The organism is Holdemania massiliensis (assembly GCF_022440805.1).
GTDB lineage: Bacteria > Bacillota_I > Bacilli_A > Erysipelotrichales > Erysipelotrichaceae > Holdemania > Holdemania massiliensis_A.
Window position 1 is genome coordinate 2,458,871 of the sequence record NZ_JAKNTK010000001.1, and the last position, 16,340, is coordinate 2,475,210.

General features: G+C 47.2%; 17 protein-coding genes. 3 read left to right on the plus strand and 14 right to left on the minus strand.

Features of this window, described 5'->3' with window-relative positions; all coding sequences use genetic code 11:
- Positions 1–124 precede the first annotated feature (124 nt).
- From MCG46_RS11300 to MCG46_RS11335, 8 genes are all read right to left on the minus strand, one after another.
- On the minus strand, positions 125–418 hold the full coding sequence (locus MCG46_RS11300) for a hypothetical protein (protein WP_240280102.1): 294 nt from the start codon (positions 416–418) through the stop codon (positions 125–127).
- A 297-nt stretch (positions 419–715) separates the two neighbouring features.
- The gene (locus tag MCG46_RS11305) at positions 716–2,899 is read right to left on the minus strand and encodes a penicillin-binding protein (protein WP_240280103.1); all 2,184 of its coding nucleotides are present in this window, start codon (positions 2,897–2,899) and stop codon (positions 716–718) included.
- A 6-nt stretch (positions 2,900–2,905) separates the two neighbouring features.
- Entirely contained in the window at positions 2,906–3,208 is a 303-nt protein-coding gene (locus tag MCG46_RS11310) for a hypothetical protein (protein WP_020223863.1), read from the minus strand.
- Between the two features lie 4 nt (positions 3,209–3,212).
- The gene (gene rsmH, locus MCG46_RS11315) at positions 3,213–4,151 is read right to left on the minus strand and encodes a 16S rRNA (cytosine(1402)-N(4))-methyltransferase RsmH (RefSeq protein ID WP_240280104.1); all 939 of its coding nucleotides are present in this window, start codon (positions 4,149–4,151) and stop codon (positions 3,213–3,215) included.
- The gene (gene mraZ, locus MCG46_RS11320) at positions 4,148–4,573 is read right to left on the minus strand and encodes a division/cell wall cluster transcriptional repressor MraZ (protein WP_020223865.1); all 426 of its coding nucleotides are present in this window, start codon (positions 4,571–4,573) and stop codon (positions 4,148–4,150) included. The genes rsmH and mraZ overlap by 4 nt, the downstream gene beginning before the upstream one ends.
- Before the next feature lie 278 nt (positions 4,574–4,851).
- Positions 4,852–5,007 (minus strand): 50S ribosomal protein L32, encoded by a 156-nt coding sequence (rpmF, locus tag MCG46_RS11325; protein WP_006058885.1) that lies wholly within the window; start codon positions 5,005–5,007, stop codon positions 4,852–4,854.
- A gap of 13 nt (positions 5,008–5,020) precedes the next feature.
- Positions 5,021–5,524: a YceD family protein gene (locus tag MCG46_RS11330; RefSeq protein ID WP_020223866.1), complete on the minus strand. Its 504-nt coding sequence runs from the start codon at positions 5,522–5,524 to the stop codon at positions 5,021–5,023.
- A 145-nt stretch (positions 5,525–5,669) separates the two neighbouring features.
- A complete protein-coding gene (locus MCG46_RS11335; RefSeq protein WP_240280105.1) occupies positions 5,670–6,602 on the minus strand; it encodes an alpha/beta hydrolase in 933 nt (310 codons plus the stop codon).
- 158 nt (positions 6,603–6,760) lie between these two features.
- Here MCG46_RS11335 and MCG46_RS11340 point away from each other — a divergent pair, with 158 nt between their 5' ends.
- Both MCG46_RS11340 and MCG46_RS11345 read left to right on the plus strand, forming a co-directional pair.
- A complete protein-coding gene (locus MCG46_RS11340) occupies positions 6,761–7,873 on the plus strand; it encodes a tRNA(Met) cytidine acetate ligase (protein ID WP_240280106.1) in 1,113 nt (370 codons plus the stop codon).
- Between the two features lie 205 nt (positions 7,874–8,078).
- A complete protein-coding gene (locus tag MCG46_RS11345; RefSeq protein ID WP_240280107.1) occupies positions 8,079–9,113 on the plus strand; it encodes an Rpn family recombination-promoting nuclease/putative transposase in 1,035 nt (344 codons plus the stop codon).
- A gap of 174 nt (positions 9,114–9,287) precedes the next feature.
- Here MCG46_RS11345 and tagD read toward each other — a convergent pair whose 3' ends face one another.
- Positions 9,288–9,680 carry a glycerol-3-phosphate cytidylyltransferase gene (gene tagD / locus MCG46_RS11350; RefSeq protein WP_020223869.1) on the minus strand — a complete coding sequence of 131 codons (393 nt, stop codon included), beginning with the start codon at positions 9,678–9,680 and terminating at the stop codon, positions 9,288–9,290.
- Positions 9,681–9,872: 192 nt separating this feature from the next.
- On the opposite strand from tagD, the gene MCG46_RS11355 reads away from it, so the two are divergent.
- Positions 9,873–10,640 carry an SDR family NAD(P)-dependent oxidoreductase gene (locus MCG46_RS11355; protein ID WP_240280108.1) on the plus strand — a complete coding sequence of 256 codons (768 nt, stop codon included), beginning with the start codon at positions 9,873–9,875 and terminating at the stop codon, positions 10,638–10,640.
- 56 nt (positions 10,641–10,696) lie between these two features.
- Here MCG46_RS11355 and MCG46_RS11360 read toward each other — a convergent pair whose 3' ends face one another.
- The 5 genes from MCG46_RS11360 to MCG46_RS11380 all read right to left on the minus strand — a co-directional run bounded on the left by MCG46_RS11360 (position 10,697) and on the right by MCG46_RS11380 (position 16,332).
- Positions 10,697–11,419 carry a YebC/PmpR family DNA-binding transcriptional regulator gene (locus MCG46_RS11360; protein WP_020223871.1) on the minus strand — a complete coding sequence of 241 codons (723 nt, stop codon included), beginning with the start codon at positions 11,417–11,419 and terminating at the stop codon, positions 10,697–10,699.
- An 83-nt stretch (positions 11,420–11,502) separates the two neighbouring features.
- A complete protein-coding gene (locus tag MCG46_RS11365; RefSeq protein WP_240280109.1) occupies positions 11,503–12,372 on the minus strand; it encodes a PHP domain-containing protein in 870 nt (289 codons plus the stop codon).
- 94 nt (positions 12,373–12,466) lie between these two features.
- Entirely contained in the window at positions 12,467–14,197 is a 1,731-nt protein-coding gene (locus MCG46_RS11370) for a M56 family metallopeptidase (RefSeq protein WP_240280110.1), read from the minus strand.
- Between the two features lie 55 nt (positions 14,198–14,252).
- Positions 14,253–15,974: a M23/M56 family metallopeptidase gene (locus MCG46_RS11375; protein WP_240280111.1), complete on the minus strand. Its 1,722-nt coding sequence runs from the start codon at positions 15,972–15,974 to the stop codon at positions 14,253–14,255.
- Positions 15,961–16,332 carry a BlaI/MecI/CopY family transcriptional regulator gene (locus MCG46_RS11380; protein ID WP_240280112.1) on the minus strand — a complete coding sequence of 124 codons (372 nt, stop codon included), beginning with the start codon at positions 16,330–16,332 and terminating at the stop codon, positions 15,961–15,963. Before MCG46_RS11380 ends, MCG46_RS11375 begins: the two co-directional genes overlap by 14 nt.
- Positions 16,333–16,340 lie beyond the last annotated feature (8 nt).

Here is a 16,340-nt window from a genome sequence, read left to right on the forward strand (position 1 = left end):
CTGAGTTATTTCAAGTTCTTTTGTTTACTTTCACCGGGGATAGAGGAAAAAGAAAACTGTATCAACTTAAAACTGCCGATTGATCTGTAGTCTCTCTGAATTCAGAATAATCTTACGGTCTTCCCTAGCTTCTTTGCTTCATAATCGATGGATAAACCGAGGTTAGATTATGGGTGTTAATGGTATCCGTAAACCGATATTTCTTTAATTGTCTGCGTAGCTCGTTTATGATCTCATCCTGATTTTGAATGATCTTTTCCTGTTCCTCGATCATTGTATCCCGGTTTGTAATTTGGTCATTGAGTATATCATGAATTTCTTCGATTTCCTGTTTAATATCCTCAACGGTAATTCCCTTATCCAAATCCTTTGTTTTCAGATTATAAAGCTGAACTTTCACCTCTTTTGTTCTGAGCATTACTTCTTGATTTTCTAGGAATAAAATAAATCCCTCATCAAAATAATCAGCCTACACAAAGTACAGTTCCGATGATAAACGATTTACATTTTGCGTTAAAGCATTGGTGTTTTTCATGTTTTCAGTGTAGCACACGAAAGCAAAGTGTGCTACGGAAACGACTTTTGAAAAACAAGAACAGGTATAGAAGTCTTTGTTATGTGGATTTAAAAAAGGTCATCCGCGTTTTGCCGATGACCTATCTGAATTTTCAATTTTTTCGTTGAATCCCTCAGGAACTATCCAGGCAGCTTTTCCCTATTCCTGCAGTACAATTTCAATCGCGGTCTGTTTGTTCACCAATGTGCCCGGCGGAATGTTCTGCGAAGTCACTTTGCCATACCCGTCAATCTTGACTGGCAGACCGCTGGCTTTCCAGAAACCGCTGACTTCCTTACGCGTCCAGCCGGTCATATCCGGCATGCTGATCTGATAGGTATCCGTTAATAAGAACACCTTCTGACGGGTGACGACCAGGTCTCCCTCCTGCGGAAACTGATCGATAATCTCATCACCGCCGCCGAGGACAATCACCTCACATTCGCTCTCCGCCATCTTGTTTTGAGCATACTCCAATGAGTGATTGATCAGAGAAGGCATCGTTGATTCATGGATTGGAACGATTTCTGCAGAGGATTCTTGTTGTTCAGCCGCCTCCAGCTGTCCGGCAAAATTATAAGTCATTGCGACTTTGCGCAACACGGATTTAATCGCATCGGACTTGACATGGGCATTCTTATCATATTCCGCCTGAAAGGCATAATACACTAATACTTTCGGATCTTCTGCCGGCATCGCCGCCATTAAAGAAACAATCGTCTTGCCGGTACTGTAACCACCGCCGCCCACAGCTGCCAGCTGCGTTGTTCCCGTTTTGGCAATGATCGTCGTCTCAGGAATCTGATAAAAACGAGCGGTACCGTCCTCGCGATTGGCCGTATCGTACATCAGCTGCTGCACCTGCTGTGATGTTTCATAGCTGATCGGATTGCCGACAACCTGCGTCTGCCCCTGATACAGGACATTCTGATCATCATAGGAGGAGCGCACCTGATCAATGACATACGGTTTGACCATCGTACCATCATTGAAAATAGCGGAATACGCCTGAATCATCTGCAGCATTGTTACTGTCGAGCCCTGTCCGTATGTCAGCGCCAGTTTATCCGCCGGCCAAGTGAAGTTTTTAACGCCGGTGGTTTCCGCAATGCCATCCGTATCAACCAGCTTGAAAAAGCCGAAACGGTCCAGATAGTCCTCATAGACCTCCGGTTCAATCAGGCTTGTTATAATGCTTGCGGTAACAACGTTGGAGGAATACACCAATCCCAAGTCATACGGAATCATGCCCCAGCTTTTCCCGGAAGCATTGCCGATACATCCGATTTTGCGGGAATCTCCCTGCGAAACGCGGTACGGCTTACGGTTGGAGGCCGCATAACAAAACTTAGAGCTGTCGACCAGCACACTGCCGTCATACGCCCCGCTGTCAATCGCGGCAGCGTACGTAAATACCTTCATCGTTGACCCCGGCTCATACGGCATCTGCGAAACATAGTTGACATAATCATCGATATTCATCGCGTTTGGGTCAAAAGAAGGCGACTGACCCCAAGCCAGAATCTTGCCGGTTTCCACTTCCATGACCGAACCCCATACCTTATCCGGATTGAATTCAGCCTGCGTTTGGACAAATGCGGACTCCAGCGCTTCCTGAATTCCCTGATCCAAGGTTAAAATCACGTCGTTGCCATTCACGGCGCTTTTTTCTTCCATCTTCATCCCCGGCAGAATATTGCCATTTTTATCAGCCTGGTACCGTTTATAACCATCTTCACCGCTCAGCGCGGCGTTCATATACTGTTCAATTCCCATCTTGCCGCTGACTTCTCCACTGTCATCAGCCTGGGCAAACCCGATCAAATAAGAAGCAAATGTCCCCAGCGGATAGGAACGTTTTGTCGTTTGAACGAATTCAATGCCGTTAAGGTCCAGTGCTTCGATCGCTTCCTTGGTTTCCCGCGGCAGATTTCGGCCTTTATTGCCCAGTTCAACCTGTTTGGCGCTCTTGGTCAGATAGCCGTAAATCGTGGATTCCTCCATGCCTAAAATGGGCGCCAGCGCCCGCGCTGTTGCCAGCGGATCATCCACATAGGCGATTTCACCCTTGCGGCTTTGCCGGTCCTTATCCAGCACTGCGATAATATTATAAGTCACGTTATCCTGAGCAATGATCGTTCCATTGCGGTCTAAAATATATCCCCGGCGCGCCTGCTGAACCTGACGATGGACATTGCTTGCAGAAACATAGTCAGTCAGATCCGTGCCGCTGCGGGCGTGAACCTTGACGACGGCCACTAAAAAAACATTCGCCGTGACCAGTCCGCTGATCAGCAAAATTGCCAGCAGAATCAGCAGTATCATGCGATTGCTTTGCCGCATTTCTGACTACTCTCCAGTTTTGGCAATGGTCACAATGTTCCCCTGATTTTGGGTCATGCCATCCTCGGCGGCGATGCCGGTGACGCGGTCGCGGGTGCTCAAGCTCTGAACTTCAATCTTTAAAGCGTCATTTTCAGTCTGCAGTGCCGCGATATCGCGGGATACGCTTTGTTGGCGCGCGCTCAGTGAGTTGTTATATGTCCGTAAGAATAATGAAGAAGAAACATAACAAACTGAGGCGAAAAAAAGCAGCACTGCAGCAAATCCTTCTAACCTTAGCTTCTTCTTCTTTTTCACTAACTTAGCCATGATTCTAATCCCCTATCCTTTCTAAAACGCGTAATTTCGCGGAATGTGATCGATTGTTTTCCGCCAGTTCTTCACCGCTTGGCAAAATCGGCTTGCGGCTGATCAGACGGAATTTCGGCTGTGTGATCTGACTTGGCAAAAGCGGTATCCGCGGATCAATTTTCTCCACGCTGGAGGCTTGTCGGAAGGCTTCCTTCACGATTCGATCTTCCAGTGAATGAAAAGTGATGACCGCGATCCGGCCGTTGAGATTCAGCAGAGACATCGCCGCCTGCAGGCCTGTTTCCAACGAATCCAATTCACGGTTGACCGCGATCCTCAAAGCCTGGAACGTCTGCTTGGCAGGATGTCCTTTCTTATTGAGCACTTTGGCCGGCAGCGCCTTTTTGATCACATCCACTAATTCAAAGGTGGTGTTGATCGGGCTGACGGCTCTCGCTTTGACAATCTGCCGGGCAATTGAGCGGGAATAGCTTTCCTCGCCATATTTCCACAGCAGTGCACTTAATTCTTTTTCTTCCAGTTCATTGACGAGATTCCAGGCTGAGATCGGCTGGCTCTGATCCATCCGCATGTCCAGCTGCGCCTCATAGCGATAGCTGAAACCCCGCTGGGCATCATCAAACTGTGGTGAAGAAACGCCCAGATCCATAACGACTCCATCAACGCCATGCACACCCCGCAAATTCAGCTCTTCCTGCATCTGAGCGAAATTAGCACGGATCAGAGTCACGCGATCCGCAACTTCCGCCAAACGCTGCCGGGATTCTGTTAAGGCCTGTTCATCTAAATCAAAAGCGTATAATTGACCGGTCTGCAGCCGCCGGGCAATTTCCAGGCTGTGACCACCCCGTCCCAACGTTCCGTCAACATAAATTCCGTCCGGCCTGCAATTCAAAGCATCGACGGACTCTTTAAGCAACACACTGTAATGTTTTATCATACGAGAAACTCCGTGAGCTGTTCGGCAACATCCTCAAATGAAGCACTGGCTTCATTGTAGTAGTCGTCCCAGCGTTCCTTAGCCCAAATTTCCACGTGATCCGCAACTCCGACCACAACACATTCTTTTTCAATTTTGGACTCTGTGATTAAAGCGGCAGGCAATAAAATTCGTCCCTGGCTGTCCAGTTCACATTCTGCCGCTTTGGACGTCAGCATGTGAATATACATCCGAGTTTCCCGCTTAGTGGAAGGCAGCCGTTTCAGCTGCTCAAACACGGCGTCCCACTGCGCCATCGTATAGGTGCGCAGGCAGCCGTCAAGACCGCGGGTAACGACAAAGCGATTGCCCAGTTCATCGCGAAAGCGGGCAGGAATGATCATTCTGCCCTTGGCGTCAATGTTATGTCTGTATTCGCCCATGAACACGATCAATCACCCACAATCTACCACTTTATGCCACTTCACACCACAATTATAACACTGTACGCGCAAATGCCAAGAATTTATTTTAATAAAACGTCATTAAGTTGTCATAATTTGTTAACCAATTTTTACCATTTGGCTTAAATACAGGCTTTTTGTCGAAGATGATCAAAATAAATCAAGTTTTGTTTCTTAATCTAATTGAATTATTTTCAACTTATCTATTGAAATAAAAAAAGATACCGGATTTGATCTTCCGATATCTTCTTTTTGTTTTATTTGCCGTTGTAGGAACCGCAGGAGCAAACGCGATGCGGCAGCTTGTATTCACCGCAAGCCGGGCATTTAACCAGCGTCGGAGCCGTCAGCTTGAAATGCGTTCTGCGTTTTGCCTTTCTTGTCTTAGAATTTCTTCTCTGTTGTACAGCCATGTGTCAGCACCTCCTAATCATCAAACTTGAATTCTTTCAGTTTCGCTAAACGAGGGTCAATTTCTTGTTTTTTCTGCCGGTTGTAATCTTCTTCCCTGATGACTTCCCAGCCTTCTCCCTTGGGATAGGAAATTCCGCTTTTGACTACTTTGAGCGGAACTTCGGCCAGGATCAGCTGAAAGACGACCGGGTAGAGTTCAAGTACATCCTTCTTCAGAACATGAACCTCATCTTCCTCGCACGGAAGGAAAGAGAACACTTCGTGAGAAGAAGTCTCAAACGGCACGATGACGTCTTCCAACGACACCGCGCAGGGAACCACCATATCACCCGTGATCTTGAGATCCGCTTCAAAACGCTGCAGGTCAGGATCATAATGTCCGCTACCTGTCACCGTTACGTTCTTCAAATCCCGAAGACGATCCGTTGCCCAACTTGTCGGATCAAAAGTTACAGCCTCGTTAATTGTGAGTTCTTGATTCCCTTGATTGATCAGTTCAGCCTTAGACCATTTCACACGCAGTTCACCCTATTTCGTTAACAGCCTTTATTATATGTAAAAACCAGACTAAAGTCAATGATAACTTTTAAAGCTTAACATCGGGGTTTTTCGCCAGTCTGAAAATGCTGTAGCTGGAGTTTTTAAGGTAATTTTCAGATGATTATTCCGCCTTTGAAGCCGGCTGCAGATCAGCACAGCCCTCTACCTTGCGGCTGATCCAGTCGAGAATCTCCGCCATGACCTGATCCTTTTCTTTTTCATTGAGCAGTTCATGCCGCAGGCTTTTAAACACCCGCATCTCAATATCGTCATACCCAGCTTCCCGTAGCGTCGCCGCTGAGCTTTCCAAGCCCTTGCGACCGCCGGTAACCGGATCATCGCCCCCGGCAATAAACAGCACCGGCAGCTTCGGGTTTTTAAGATTCCACCGCATCAGATCATGCATGTCCTGAATTCCATAGAACATATCGTCATAGGCTGAAGCCGTAAACATGAAGCCGCACAGCGGATCCGCCATGTAGGCATCAACGTTGTCCGGATTTTTGCTCAGCCAATCCAGAGCGGTACGGGGATTGGGAATTTGCTTATTAAAGGATCCCTGAACCAGCTGATCGAGAAACTTGCTGCGGTAATGATCGCCTTTGAACGTGATGATTGTTTTCGCCGCGATCCGACCGAGTGATGCCGCCGGATTGTAGTTTGGCGCTCCGCATAAAATCAGTCCGTTAAGCAGGGCATCGTAGCGTTTGACAAAGCTGCGCGCCATGATCGATCCCATGCTGTGGCCGAACAGGATCACAGGGATATCCGGATATTCCTGTTTGACCTGAATCATTAATTCATACAGATCATTGACGCATTTCTGCCAACCTTTATGCTTATTGAAATATCCCAGCTCATTCGCATTAGCGGCACTGCCGCCATGTCCGCGATGATCGCTGGTGACGACGACAAATCCCCGCTCTGCCAGAAACTGGGCAAATTCGGCATACCGCAGCCGATGTTCTGCCATCCCATGCGAAATCTGGAAAATCGCCCGCGGCTGGCCTTTCGGACGATAAATCGTAGTCGCTATCTTTTGTTTTTCATCCATTATTTTTGTTTCACCTCGGATTCCGTGTTTATTATATCATAGCGATTCTCTGGTTTGTGAGCATTTCACGAATGTTTATGGTATCATAGTGAACGATAGCGGAAAATACTGCTGCAGTTCTGCTTAAGTCAGGGCTTGGAAAGATCTGGAGGTTGCTTATGAAGGCATGCGGAATCATCGTTGAATACAATCCGTTTCATCACGGACATGAATATCATATTGAGCGGGCGCGCGCACTCACCGGCTGTGATGTTTTGGTCGCAATCATGTCGGGAAACTTTGTTCAGCGCGGGGAACCGGCAATTCTGGATAAATGGAAGCGAGCAGAAGCCGCTGTCCAACATGGGGTTGATTTGGTTATCGAGCTGCCCTATCCCTGGGTAACTCAAAGCGCCTCGCATTTTGCCCAAGGCGCGGTGACGTTGTTAAAACAGGCGCAGGTTTCAGCGCTGGTCTTTGGATCGGAAAGCAATAACCAGCAGGAACTGATGGAAATCGCCGCGATGCCGATCAATCCTGATCACCTTAAGGAATCCATGGGTGAAGGTTTGGCATTTCCGAAGGCTTACGGACTATGGGCAAAAGCGATGCTGCCTAACGATATCCTGGGCGTCGCTTATCTGAAGCAGCTGCAGGACAGTTCTATTACTCCGTATACAATTCAGCGCACCATTGGCTATCACGATACAGAGCTGCAGGGCCCTATCGCCAGCGCCAAAGCGATACGCCTAGCCGCAAACGAAGGGTATTATTCCAACGAACAGACGCCCATGGCCGAAGCTCTGGAAAACGGCCCGCGTGTTCAATTAGCCCAGTTCTATCCTTATTTAAGAACTTTGCTTCTGACGATGCCTGTTTCCAACTTAAAAACCTATTTTCTGTTCTGCGAAGGCATTGAAGTCCATTTGGCTCACTGTGCAGAAGTTTCACCGGATTGGGACAGCTTCATTAACGCTGCAGTGAACCGCCGTTATACTCGTTCACGGATTCAGCGAACCTGCCTGCAGCTGTTGTGTCAAATTCATTGGGACGAGATCCGCAGCCTGCCGCCGTTAGATACCCTTCGTCCGCTGGCCTTCAACGAAACGGGAAGACGTTATCTAAAACAGCTGCGTGCCAGTGAAGTCCGCATCGCTTCACGCTTCGCTGCCGTTGCTGAGCCTTACCGACGACTGGAATATCGTACAACCCAGCTGTATGCTTCCCAAATGGAGGAACCTCAGCGGAAGGCCTTGTTGAAAAAAGAAATCGGCGGACCGATTTTACTTTAATCAAGGATAACGGATCAAGGAAACTGCGGCATAGACTGCAGTTTTTTCTGTCTTTTAAGCGAAAAATCTTGCTTATTATTGATCCTTTTTGAAACAAGTTTCACAAAAAAATAAGTTTCTCGAAAAAAAGTTTAACTTTCTTCGGTTTTCGGCGGGGCTTTTTCCATTTTTCCGCAATATGTATAGTGGAGGGTTAATGATAAACATGAATTCTGTTAACACAAAATACAACTTGTCCCGCTTAAAAAGAAATAAACCATTATCTTTAACGGAAGACTGGGTCTTCAAACACGTCTTCTGTAATCCTTTTAATCTGGAAATTCTTAAATTCCTGCTTCAAGCGATCCATCCCCAGCTCGTCATCAAAAAGATTGTGTTGTTTCCCAATGAAGAAACAGTAAACTTTGAAGATCAAAAAGCCAACCGTTATGACGCCCGCGGCTTAATCAACGATCATCTGATGTTTAATGTTGAAATGCAGCGCTCAGGAAGCAAAGTTTTACAAGGGATCCGTATTGCCTTTTACGCCTCACGCCTGTTCAGCAGTCAGCCTATCCGCGGTGTGGACTTCTCAAAATTAAAACCGATTTGGGTCTTAATGATTGCGGATTTCCCATTTTTTGATGATCCGGATCAATATTTTGAAGACTATTCCTTTGTTGGCAGCTACAATGTGAAACCCTTGACAGAATATATTCAATTGAGTATTATTGAAATAGATAGAGCGGAACGCTTAGCGAAGAAACCGACAGAGCAGCTGACGGCTTTAGAACGGTGGGTGGTCATCCTAAAATATGCAGGAGATCCATCAAAAAGAGCGTGGATCCGCAAGATTATGGAATTGGACGAAGGGTGTCGAAAGGCGGTGGAAAGAATGGAAGCTATTCCTCGTGAAACAGTTGAATTCATGCGGCAGACAGACGAAATGGTGCATGAAATGGAATTAATGGGACAATACTTTAATGGCATGAAGAAGGGCGAGCGAAAAGGCAGAAAAGAAGGAAGACAGGAGGGACTCCAACAAGGAATTCTGACCAACAAGATTCAGCTGATCCGCAAAAAAGCGGCGAAAGGCAAGACAGCCGAAGCTATCGCTGAAGATTTAGAAGAGGGAACAGCTTTAATTCAAAAGATATTACAATTAATGCAGCGGTATTCAGATTTTTCTGACTATCAAATCGCGGAATATCTGATCAAGAATAAGCGATCAGAAAATAAAACTTCATCCGTTCTTCGCTGAAATTTAGAGAAAACGTAAAAGCAGTTCATTCGATTTTAGTTTTAGTCTTCAGCATCCCCTCTGAAAAGCGACATAAGAAAAGAAGTCTGAATTCTCTGAAGTTTTATTTTCAGAAATAGCCCAGACTTCTTTTTTTACTGGAACCTCTGATTCAGCTGCGATGAATCGGCTTCCTTATTTCAGCTTCTCCAGATCTTCTTTAATTTTCGTTGTCGATATTCCTTCTGTCCGCGGCAAATACACCACTTCGCAATAAGCTTTCAGTTCGTCAAACTTGCCTTCCCAATCATCGCCCATGACAAAGACATCCGCATGATATTCCTGGATATCTTTGGCCTTTTGGCCCCATTCATTCTCAGGGATAACTAAATCTACATAGCGGATGGCCTCCAGCATCATCTTGCGCTCTTCATAGCTGTGATAAGCCTTCTTGCCTTTAATCGCATTAAACTCATCAGTTGATAAACCGACGATCAGATAATCCCCCAATTGTTTCGCGCGCTTTAATAAACGGATATGTCCCCAATGCAGAAGATCATAGGTACCGTAAGTCAATATTCGTTTCATGATGAATTCCTTTCCTTCGTTTATCATTATAACAAAAAACTAACTTGAAGGAAAACTTTCATTAATCCGTCGACGGTTTCGATTATTTTCAGGCTTTCTTTCAGATAACTTTGTGAATATGATGCACTACTTAACAAAATGATTGTTTTCCCTTCTTGCTGAGCGTACAGTTAAATTAAAGGAGGGATCGTGTTGAAAATCTTAGATGGAAAAGTAGCCCTGATTACAGGGTGCAGCGGCGGAATCGGCAGAGAAACCGCCATTCGCTTCGCAGAAGAAGGAGCATCGCTGGCGATTTGCGCCCGAACTGCGTCCAAGTTGGAGGAAACGGCTGAAGCCTGCCGGCAGAGAGGCGCGCAGGTACTGGCTGTCGTCTGCGATATTACAGACAAGACTCAGCTTGAAAATCTGGTTCATCAAACCACCGATCATTTCGGACGCATTGACATTCTGATCAATAATGCCGTCAATGCCAAACCGGGCAGTCCGTTTCTTGAACAAACGGAAGCGGATCTGATGACTGTATTTGAAAGCGGCTATCTGGCTACATGGCGCTTAATGCGTCTCTGCTATCCTTATTTAAAAGAATCCAAAGGCAAAATCATTAACTTTGCCTCCCCTGCCGGCCTAACGGGTGCGGAAGGTTATGCCGCCTACGCTTCAATCAAGGAAGCCATCCGCGGACTGACTATGGTTGCGGCACGGGAATGGGGCAAGGATGGCATTAACGTCAACTGCATCAGCCCGACGGCGATCACACCAAAAATGCAGACGATTATTGATTCCTTTCCGGAAGGCCAGCGCAAACCGGAAACACTGGGTTTTAAAGTTCCAGCCATCGGCCGAATCGGTACCGCTTATGAAGATCTGACGCCAATTCTTGTCTTCTTAGCCAGCGAAGCTTCCAATTACATCACCGGTCAGACTCTTCGTGCTGACGGCGGTGGTACCATTTTCTAAACCGCAAGTTTTCTGTCCCACAGAAAAACGGCTTTCAATCAGCCGTTTTTTCTTTCTTATTCAGACTGTACGTTGTGATAAACCTTCTGAACGTCGTCGCAGTCATCCAGCATCGTCAGTAAACGATTCCAGGATTCTTTATCCTCATCGCTGTCCAGCGTAACATATTCCTGCGGCAGCATTGTAATTTCGCAGGCCTCGTATTCAACCTCCGGAATCAATCCATCAATCGCTTCCTTCGCTTTATGGAAATCCGTCGGATCCACAGTTACGGTCATACTGCCTTCTTCGCTTTCAATATCAATGACATTGACTTCAGCCATGATCAGCGTGTCCAGCATGCCTTCCTCATCTTCATAAGGGAAGTTGAACAGACCCACGTTATCATAGCTGTGCGAAACACAGCCGGCGACTCCCATTTTGCAATGAGCCTTGTTGAAGCATGTTTTTACAGCGCTGACGCTGCGGTTGGTATTGTCGGTCAGACAGTCGATAATGATTGTCGCTGCCCCTGGACCAAAACCCTCGTAACGGCAGGAATCATAGTTTTCCCCGCTGCCGCCCTTAGCCTTTTCAATCGCTCTTTTGATGACATCCGCCGGCACCTGATTGGCTTTGGCTTCGGCGATCTTCCGCTTCAGACCCAGGTTCATTTCCGGATCCGGAACCCCCGCTTTTGCCGCAATCAACAATTCTTTGCCATAACGCGAATATAATTTGGATTTCGCTGCAGCTGTTTTGGCCATGGCTGCCGCACGGACTTCATGTGCTCGTCCCATAATTAATAACCACCTTCCAAAATTGACTTTATCATTATATCAAAGCAGCCTGTAAAAATCACGAAAAAGTTGTAAAACAGGGCTTAAAAGCGATGAATTTCCGCTTCATCCTTCAGATAAGGCAAGCCGCCGATGCGAATAGCCGGCTTGTGGTGTCCATGGAAATCACTGCCGCAGCTCATCCACAGGTGATGATCCAGCGCCATCTGCCGATAATGCAAAGTTTCGGCTTCGCTGTGATAGCTGCTGTAAACCTCCAAACCGTCAACACCGCTGTCCAGTAACCGTGCCAGAACTTCATCTTTTCCTTTGAAATTCGCTCCTGGATGAGCAACGACCGCTACCCCATGGGTTTGATGGATAAGTTCAATGACCTCCGCTGCCGTCTTCTTGGATCCGGCCGTATAACCCGGTTTTCCCTGCGAAAAGAAATCCCAGAAAAAATTCACGTTTGGATTATCGCTGCGGCTGCCGCCTTCACGATAAGGGTCCAGCCAGGCTAAACCATCAAATTCAGCATGACTTAACAAATAGGCACCGATGTCCTCCGGCACAAGAATGTTATCCTTGGCAATTGATTTTAACGCTGCATCCGGCAGATCCAGATGCATCGCCTCACAGAACTGATGTTTGGCTTTCCATGTATTTTCAACAGACTGATCGTAATAATAATGGAACAACGCATCATAGCGCGGATCGGTATAATCAATTTGATAGGCCGTCATATGCAGACCGACGCCTTCAAATTCACAGTCAATTTCTATTCCCGGAATCACGCGAATTCCATTCTGCGCCCCCAACTGCATCACTTCCGCGATACTGGCTACATTGTTATGATCTGTAATCGCCAGGGTTTTCACACCGTTTTCCTTAGCCATGGCAATGATCTCAGCCGGTGTGTAATCCGCATCCGTACTGACGATCGTATGAATATGATAGTCCAGGGTACTCATAAATATCCTCCTTCACCTTTAGGCTCAGTATATCGTGAATCCGCTTTCTGAGCAACAAAAGAACTCGGTTTTTCCGAGTTCTTTCATAATCTTTCTATTCTTCAAACAATCCGGATGGATCCAAAGCGATGCCATCCTGCATGAAATAGAAATGAACATGCGGTCCGGTCGCGCGGCCCGTCATTCCCATCACACCTAGGGTTTGCCCCTGATTGACCTGATCGCCCTCTTGGACCTGAATCTCATCCAAATGACCGTAAAAGCTTTGTATCCCCTCGCTGTGTTCCAAAATCACATAATTTCCCTGAATCGTATTATAACCGGTTGCAAAAACCTGACCGTCAGCAGTTGCCAGAATTGGTGCTTGTTTATTATCAGGATCCGTAATGTCCAGAGCCTGATGATCCGCATAACAGTTCCAGCCGCAGGTAATTTTCCAATTTTCAACCGGGGATATTGCATTCAGCTGCTGCACTGTTTCCTCGCCGTCGGCTTCCTGATAAGGCTTTTGAAGCTGATCCTCAGTTAATTTCACCAAGATCTTGCCCTGAGGCATAAAGCATTCTACTGAACTTGGTATTTCACCCCATTCCAAGCTGACTGCAGATTCTGCCCCCAGCTGCATGTCTCTCAGTGTCAACGGCTCACCGAAAGGTGTCTGCCAAACCTCGGCATGGGCGATCACCGGGACCTGCATCCCCATCGATTCAAGGGCTTTTTTAGATCCTTCACACCACACCTTCTGATCTGGATCTCCAACCAATTCTACAGGATTCGTTTCATTTTGGATTAACGTCAGCTGCATCTTCATTTCCCAGCCTGACTGAGCTTCTGGTTTCAGCATCAAGCCAACGCTGCCGACCAGAACGAGAATGACAACTCCTGCGGCAATCAGTCCTGGTGTTCGTTTTTTATTCACAATCCATCCCAACCTTTCTTTTAAACGTGTTTGTGTACGTTGGCTGTTCAGACACTGCAGAGCATGCTGATCCTTATCCGCCGCCAATGAAAGCAGCAGCTGCGCATAGCGAATCCGTACTGTCTGCGGTTTGTCCTCCAGCAGTTTTTCATCAATAAAATATTCCAGATCCAGCCGCAGCTGATTCATCATCAGTCCGACTAAAGGATTGAACCAATAAACGATTTCCAAGATTTGAATCAAGCCCAGAAACCACGGATGTCCATATCTCAAATGCAGACATTCGTGCAAAAGCATCGTTTGTCTTTCTTCCGCGGTTCTTTGCTTAAAGTCAGTTCCCAAAACCAGGTGCGGCTTCCAATTTCCGTAAATGGCACAGCTGTGAACAGCCGCACTTTGATCTACCGGAACGGAAAGGCACCGGCTTTGACGCATGAGCTGCCATGCTTCTTCCTTTAGCTCCTTGCTGCTGGGCTGTAAATTTAAACGGCGCTTTAAGCGAAAGCGGGCGATCCCATTCACAGAAGCGGCCACAAAGACTCCGAGAGCCCAAACCCAGGACGCAACCTCACTGAGCGTCCAGACCTTTTTCTGCGGCATGACCCATGCATCATCTGAGGTTTTTCCCTCTGGCTGCACGGATTGGCGCTGGACAAATATGGGCTGGTTAGCCAGTGTGTCCATTTTCTCCTTTACCCCCGCTTCATCCAGCTTCTGATAAGGGCTGTAAACAGAGGTCAGCTGAATCGGAACCATTAGCTGAAGCAACAGCGGCACCCAGATCAGCAGTCTTGCGGTTTTGCCGAGATGCCGGAAAACCTTGCTGCGCAAAACCAGTAAGACAAGAATCAACGGACTGCTTAAAAGCGAAATTTCAATCAGACAAACAGCACCCCGTTCAAGCATTTATTTCCCTCCTTTCCATTTTTCTCGCTGCCGCCGATTGTCGGCAAACAGCGACTTAACGAAGCAGCGCTTCCGGATTATACCGAATTCCATCAACCATAAGAAAGAAATGCAAGGAAATCGTTTGAGCCGCGCCGGTAGATCCGATCTTTCCAAGTTTATCACCCTGCTGAACTGATTGTCCCTGACTCACATCAAGACTTTCCAAATGCATATAATAGCTCTGCACATCGTCGCCATGATCCAAAACAAGATAATTTCCATTGACTGCCGAATAGCCGGCTTCCGCTACAATCCCCTTTGATACCGCCAATACAGCGGCATAATCATCATCTGGATCAAAGATATCCACAGCCTCATGTCCAAGATGACAACCCCAGCCGCACAGAACCACAGGGTTTTTAAGCGGCGCTGTCATTTCCTTCTGGGCTGCTTTTTCCGGAAGAATAGGGGCAGGTTGGTCTTTGGGCAGCAGACTTACGGTCAGTGGTACAGTCGTTTCCTTTCCAGTACATACCCAGGCATCAGATTCGGGCAGCATCCACTGAATCTCAGCGCTTACCCGACCCGCCTGCAATTCATTCAGCAAAACTGGTTCTCCGTTTTGCCGCAGTGCAGATGCGGAGAGTGACGCTTTAAGATCTTTTTCCTGGATCTGTTTCAACACTTCAGGTTTGCCCTGGCATTGAACATGAACCTGCAAAGATTCCAGATAGAGCGAATACTCATAATCCGCTAAGTCAGAAACATCCAATGTTACTGTGTTCATCTGAGAAGCTAACGGTTGTGGCCTTTGCAGCATAAATCCGCAGAAGCCAATCACCAGGATGACGATCATCCCGGCAAGCAGCCAGGGAGTTCGTTTTTGATGCACAATCAATCCCACCCTTTCTCTAAGCCGTTGTTTAGAGCTTTTACTGCTCAGACACTGCAGTGCTTTGTGCTGCGGATCGGTCGCGGCAGATAGAATCATCGCAGCGTAATGACAGCGTTTCTGCGGCGGCTGGTCCTGCAAAAGACGGTCGTCAATGAAGGTTTCAAGATCCTGACGAATTTGCCTGATCATTAATCTGACAAAGGGATTGAACCAATACAGGATTTCCAACAGCCGGAATATTCCGCATAACCACGGATGGCCGTAACGCAGATGGCAGCATTCGTGCCGGATCATCAGCTGCTGATCCTCCAATGACCACTGATCCCAATTTTCACCGATGACTAACTGCGGAAATAGGTTGCCGTAAATTGCGCAGCTGTTCAGCACCGGACTCTCCAGAACCGGAATCCGCACGCATCGTGTCTGACGCATTTGTTCCTGAATCCACTGAGTTTTCTTTGGCGTGCTGGCATGCAGCTGAAGCCGTCTGCGGCAAAATATCTGCGACAGACCATTAACTAGAAGTGATCCAAGCAGGCCAAGAATCCAGATTCCCGTCGCAATCTCCAGAGATGAAACTGACGTCACAGGCTGCGGCAATAACACATCGTTCTTCTCAGCATGTTCCTGGCGTGAATCTTCCAGCAGTGGCTGCTGATCCACGGAAGCGGTCTGCGCAAAATGCAGCTGAATCTGATCTGTCAGCGGTTGGTAAGGACTGCTGGATGAAGACCAGGAAATAGGAACCATCAGCTGAAGCAGCAGCGGCACCCAGATCAGCAGCCGTGCGGTTTTGCCTAATCGCTTAAGAAACTTTCTCCGCAAAATCAATACAATAAGAATCAGCGGACTGACCAGCAATGAAATTTCCAAGAGTGCCCGAAGACTATTTTTCAGCATGACGGATCATTTCCTTTAACTCTGCCAGTTCCTCTTCACTCAGTTCAACTTCTTCCATGAAATTCAGCATCATCCGGCTCATCGAACCGTTGAATAACTTATCCGCCAGACTTTTTTGTGTTTGACGAGTATAGTCCTTGCGGCTGATCGCCGGCCGGTATAAAATTTCACGCTGGCTACGGTCCGCAAATACAGCTTCTTTTTCCTCACAACGATGAATCAGCGTGCGGATTGTCTTGCCATTCCACGCTTTGTGCTGCAATACTTCATCGACGATTTGATTCGCTGTCAACGGTTCATTCTGCCAAAGCACCTTGAGAATTTCCAGTTCAGCATCGGTTATTTTTTCAGCTTTCACAGGTCCAC

Coding starts and splice junctions, on each gene's coding strand:
- tagD (WP_020223869.1), bottom strand. CDS start 9,680: ATGAAACGAATATTGACTTACGGTACCTATGATCTTCTGCATTGGGGA.
- MCG46_RS11370 (WP_240280110.1), bottom strand. CDS start 14,197: ATGCTTGAACGGGGTGCTGTTTGTCTGATTGAAATTTCGCTTTTAAGC.
- MCG46_RS11305 (WP_240280103.1), bottom strand. CDS start 2,899: ATGCGGCAAAGCAATCGCATGATACTGCTGATTCTGCTGGCAATTTTG.
- rpmF (WP_006058885.1), bottom strand. CDS start 5,007: ATGGCTGTACAACAGAGAAGAAATTCTAAGACAAGAAAGGCAAAACGC.
- mraZ (WP_020223865.1), bottom strand. CDS start 4,573: ATGGGCGAATACAGACATAACATTGACGCCAAGGGCAGAATGATCATT.
- MCG46_RS11345 (WP_240280107.1), top strand. CDS start 8,079: ATGAATTCTGTTAACACAAAATACAACTTGTCCCGCTTAAAAAGAAAT.
- MCG46_RS11340 (WP_240280106.1), top strand. CDS start 6,761: ATGAAGGCATGCGGAATCATCGTTGAATACAATCCGTTTCATCACGGA.
- MCG46_RS11310 (WP_020223863.1), bottom strand. CDS start 3,208: ATGGCTAAGTTAGTGAAAAAGAAGAAGAAGCTAAGGTTAGAAGGATTT.
- MCG46_RS11300 (WP_240280102.1), bottom strand. CDS start 418: ATGCTCAGAACAAAAGAGGTGAAAGTTCAGCTTTATAATCTGAAAACA.
- MCG46_RS11375 (WP_240280111.1), bottom strand. CDS start 15,974: ATGCTGAAAAATAGTCTTCGGGCACTCTTGGAAATTTCATTGCTGGTC.
- MCG46_RS11335 (WP_240280105.1), bottom strand. CDS start 6,602: ATGGATGAAAAACAAAAGATAGCGACTACGATTTATCGTCCGAAAGGC.
- rsmH (WP_240280104.1), bottom strand. CDS start 4,151: ATGATAAAACATTACAGTGTGTTGCTTAAAGAGTCCGTCGATGCTTTG.
- MCG46_RS11360 (WP_020223871.1), bottom strand. CDS start 11,419: ATGGGACGAGCACATGAAGTCCGTGCGGCAGCCATGGCCAAAACAGCT.
- MCG46_RS11365 (WP_240280109.1), bottom strand. CDS start 12,372: ATGAGTACCCTGGACTATCATATTCATACGATCGTCAGTACGGATGCG.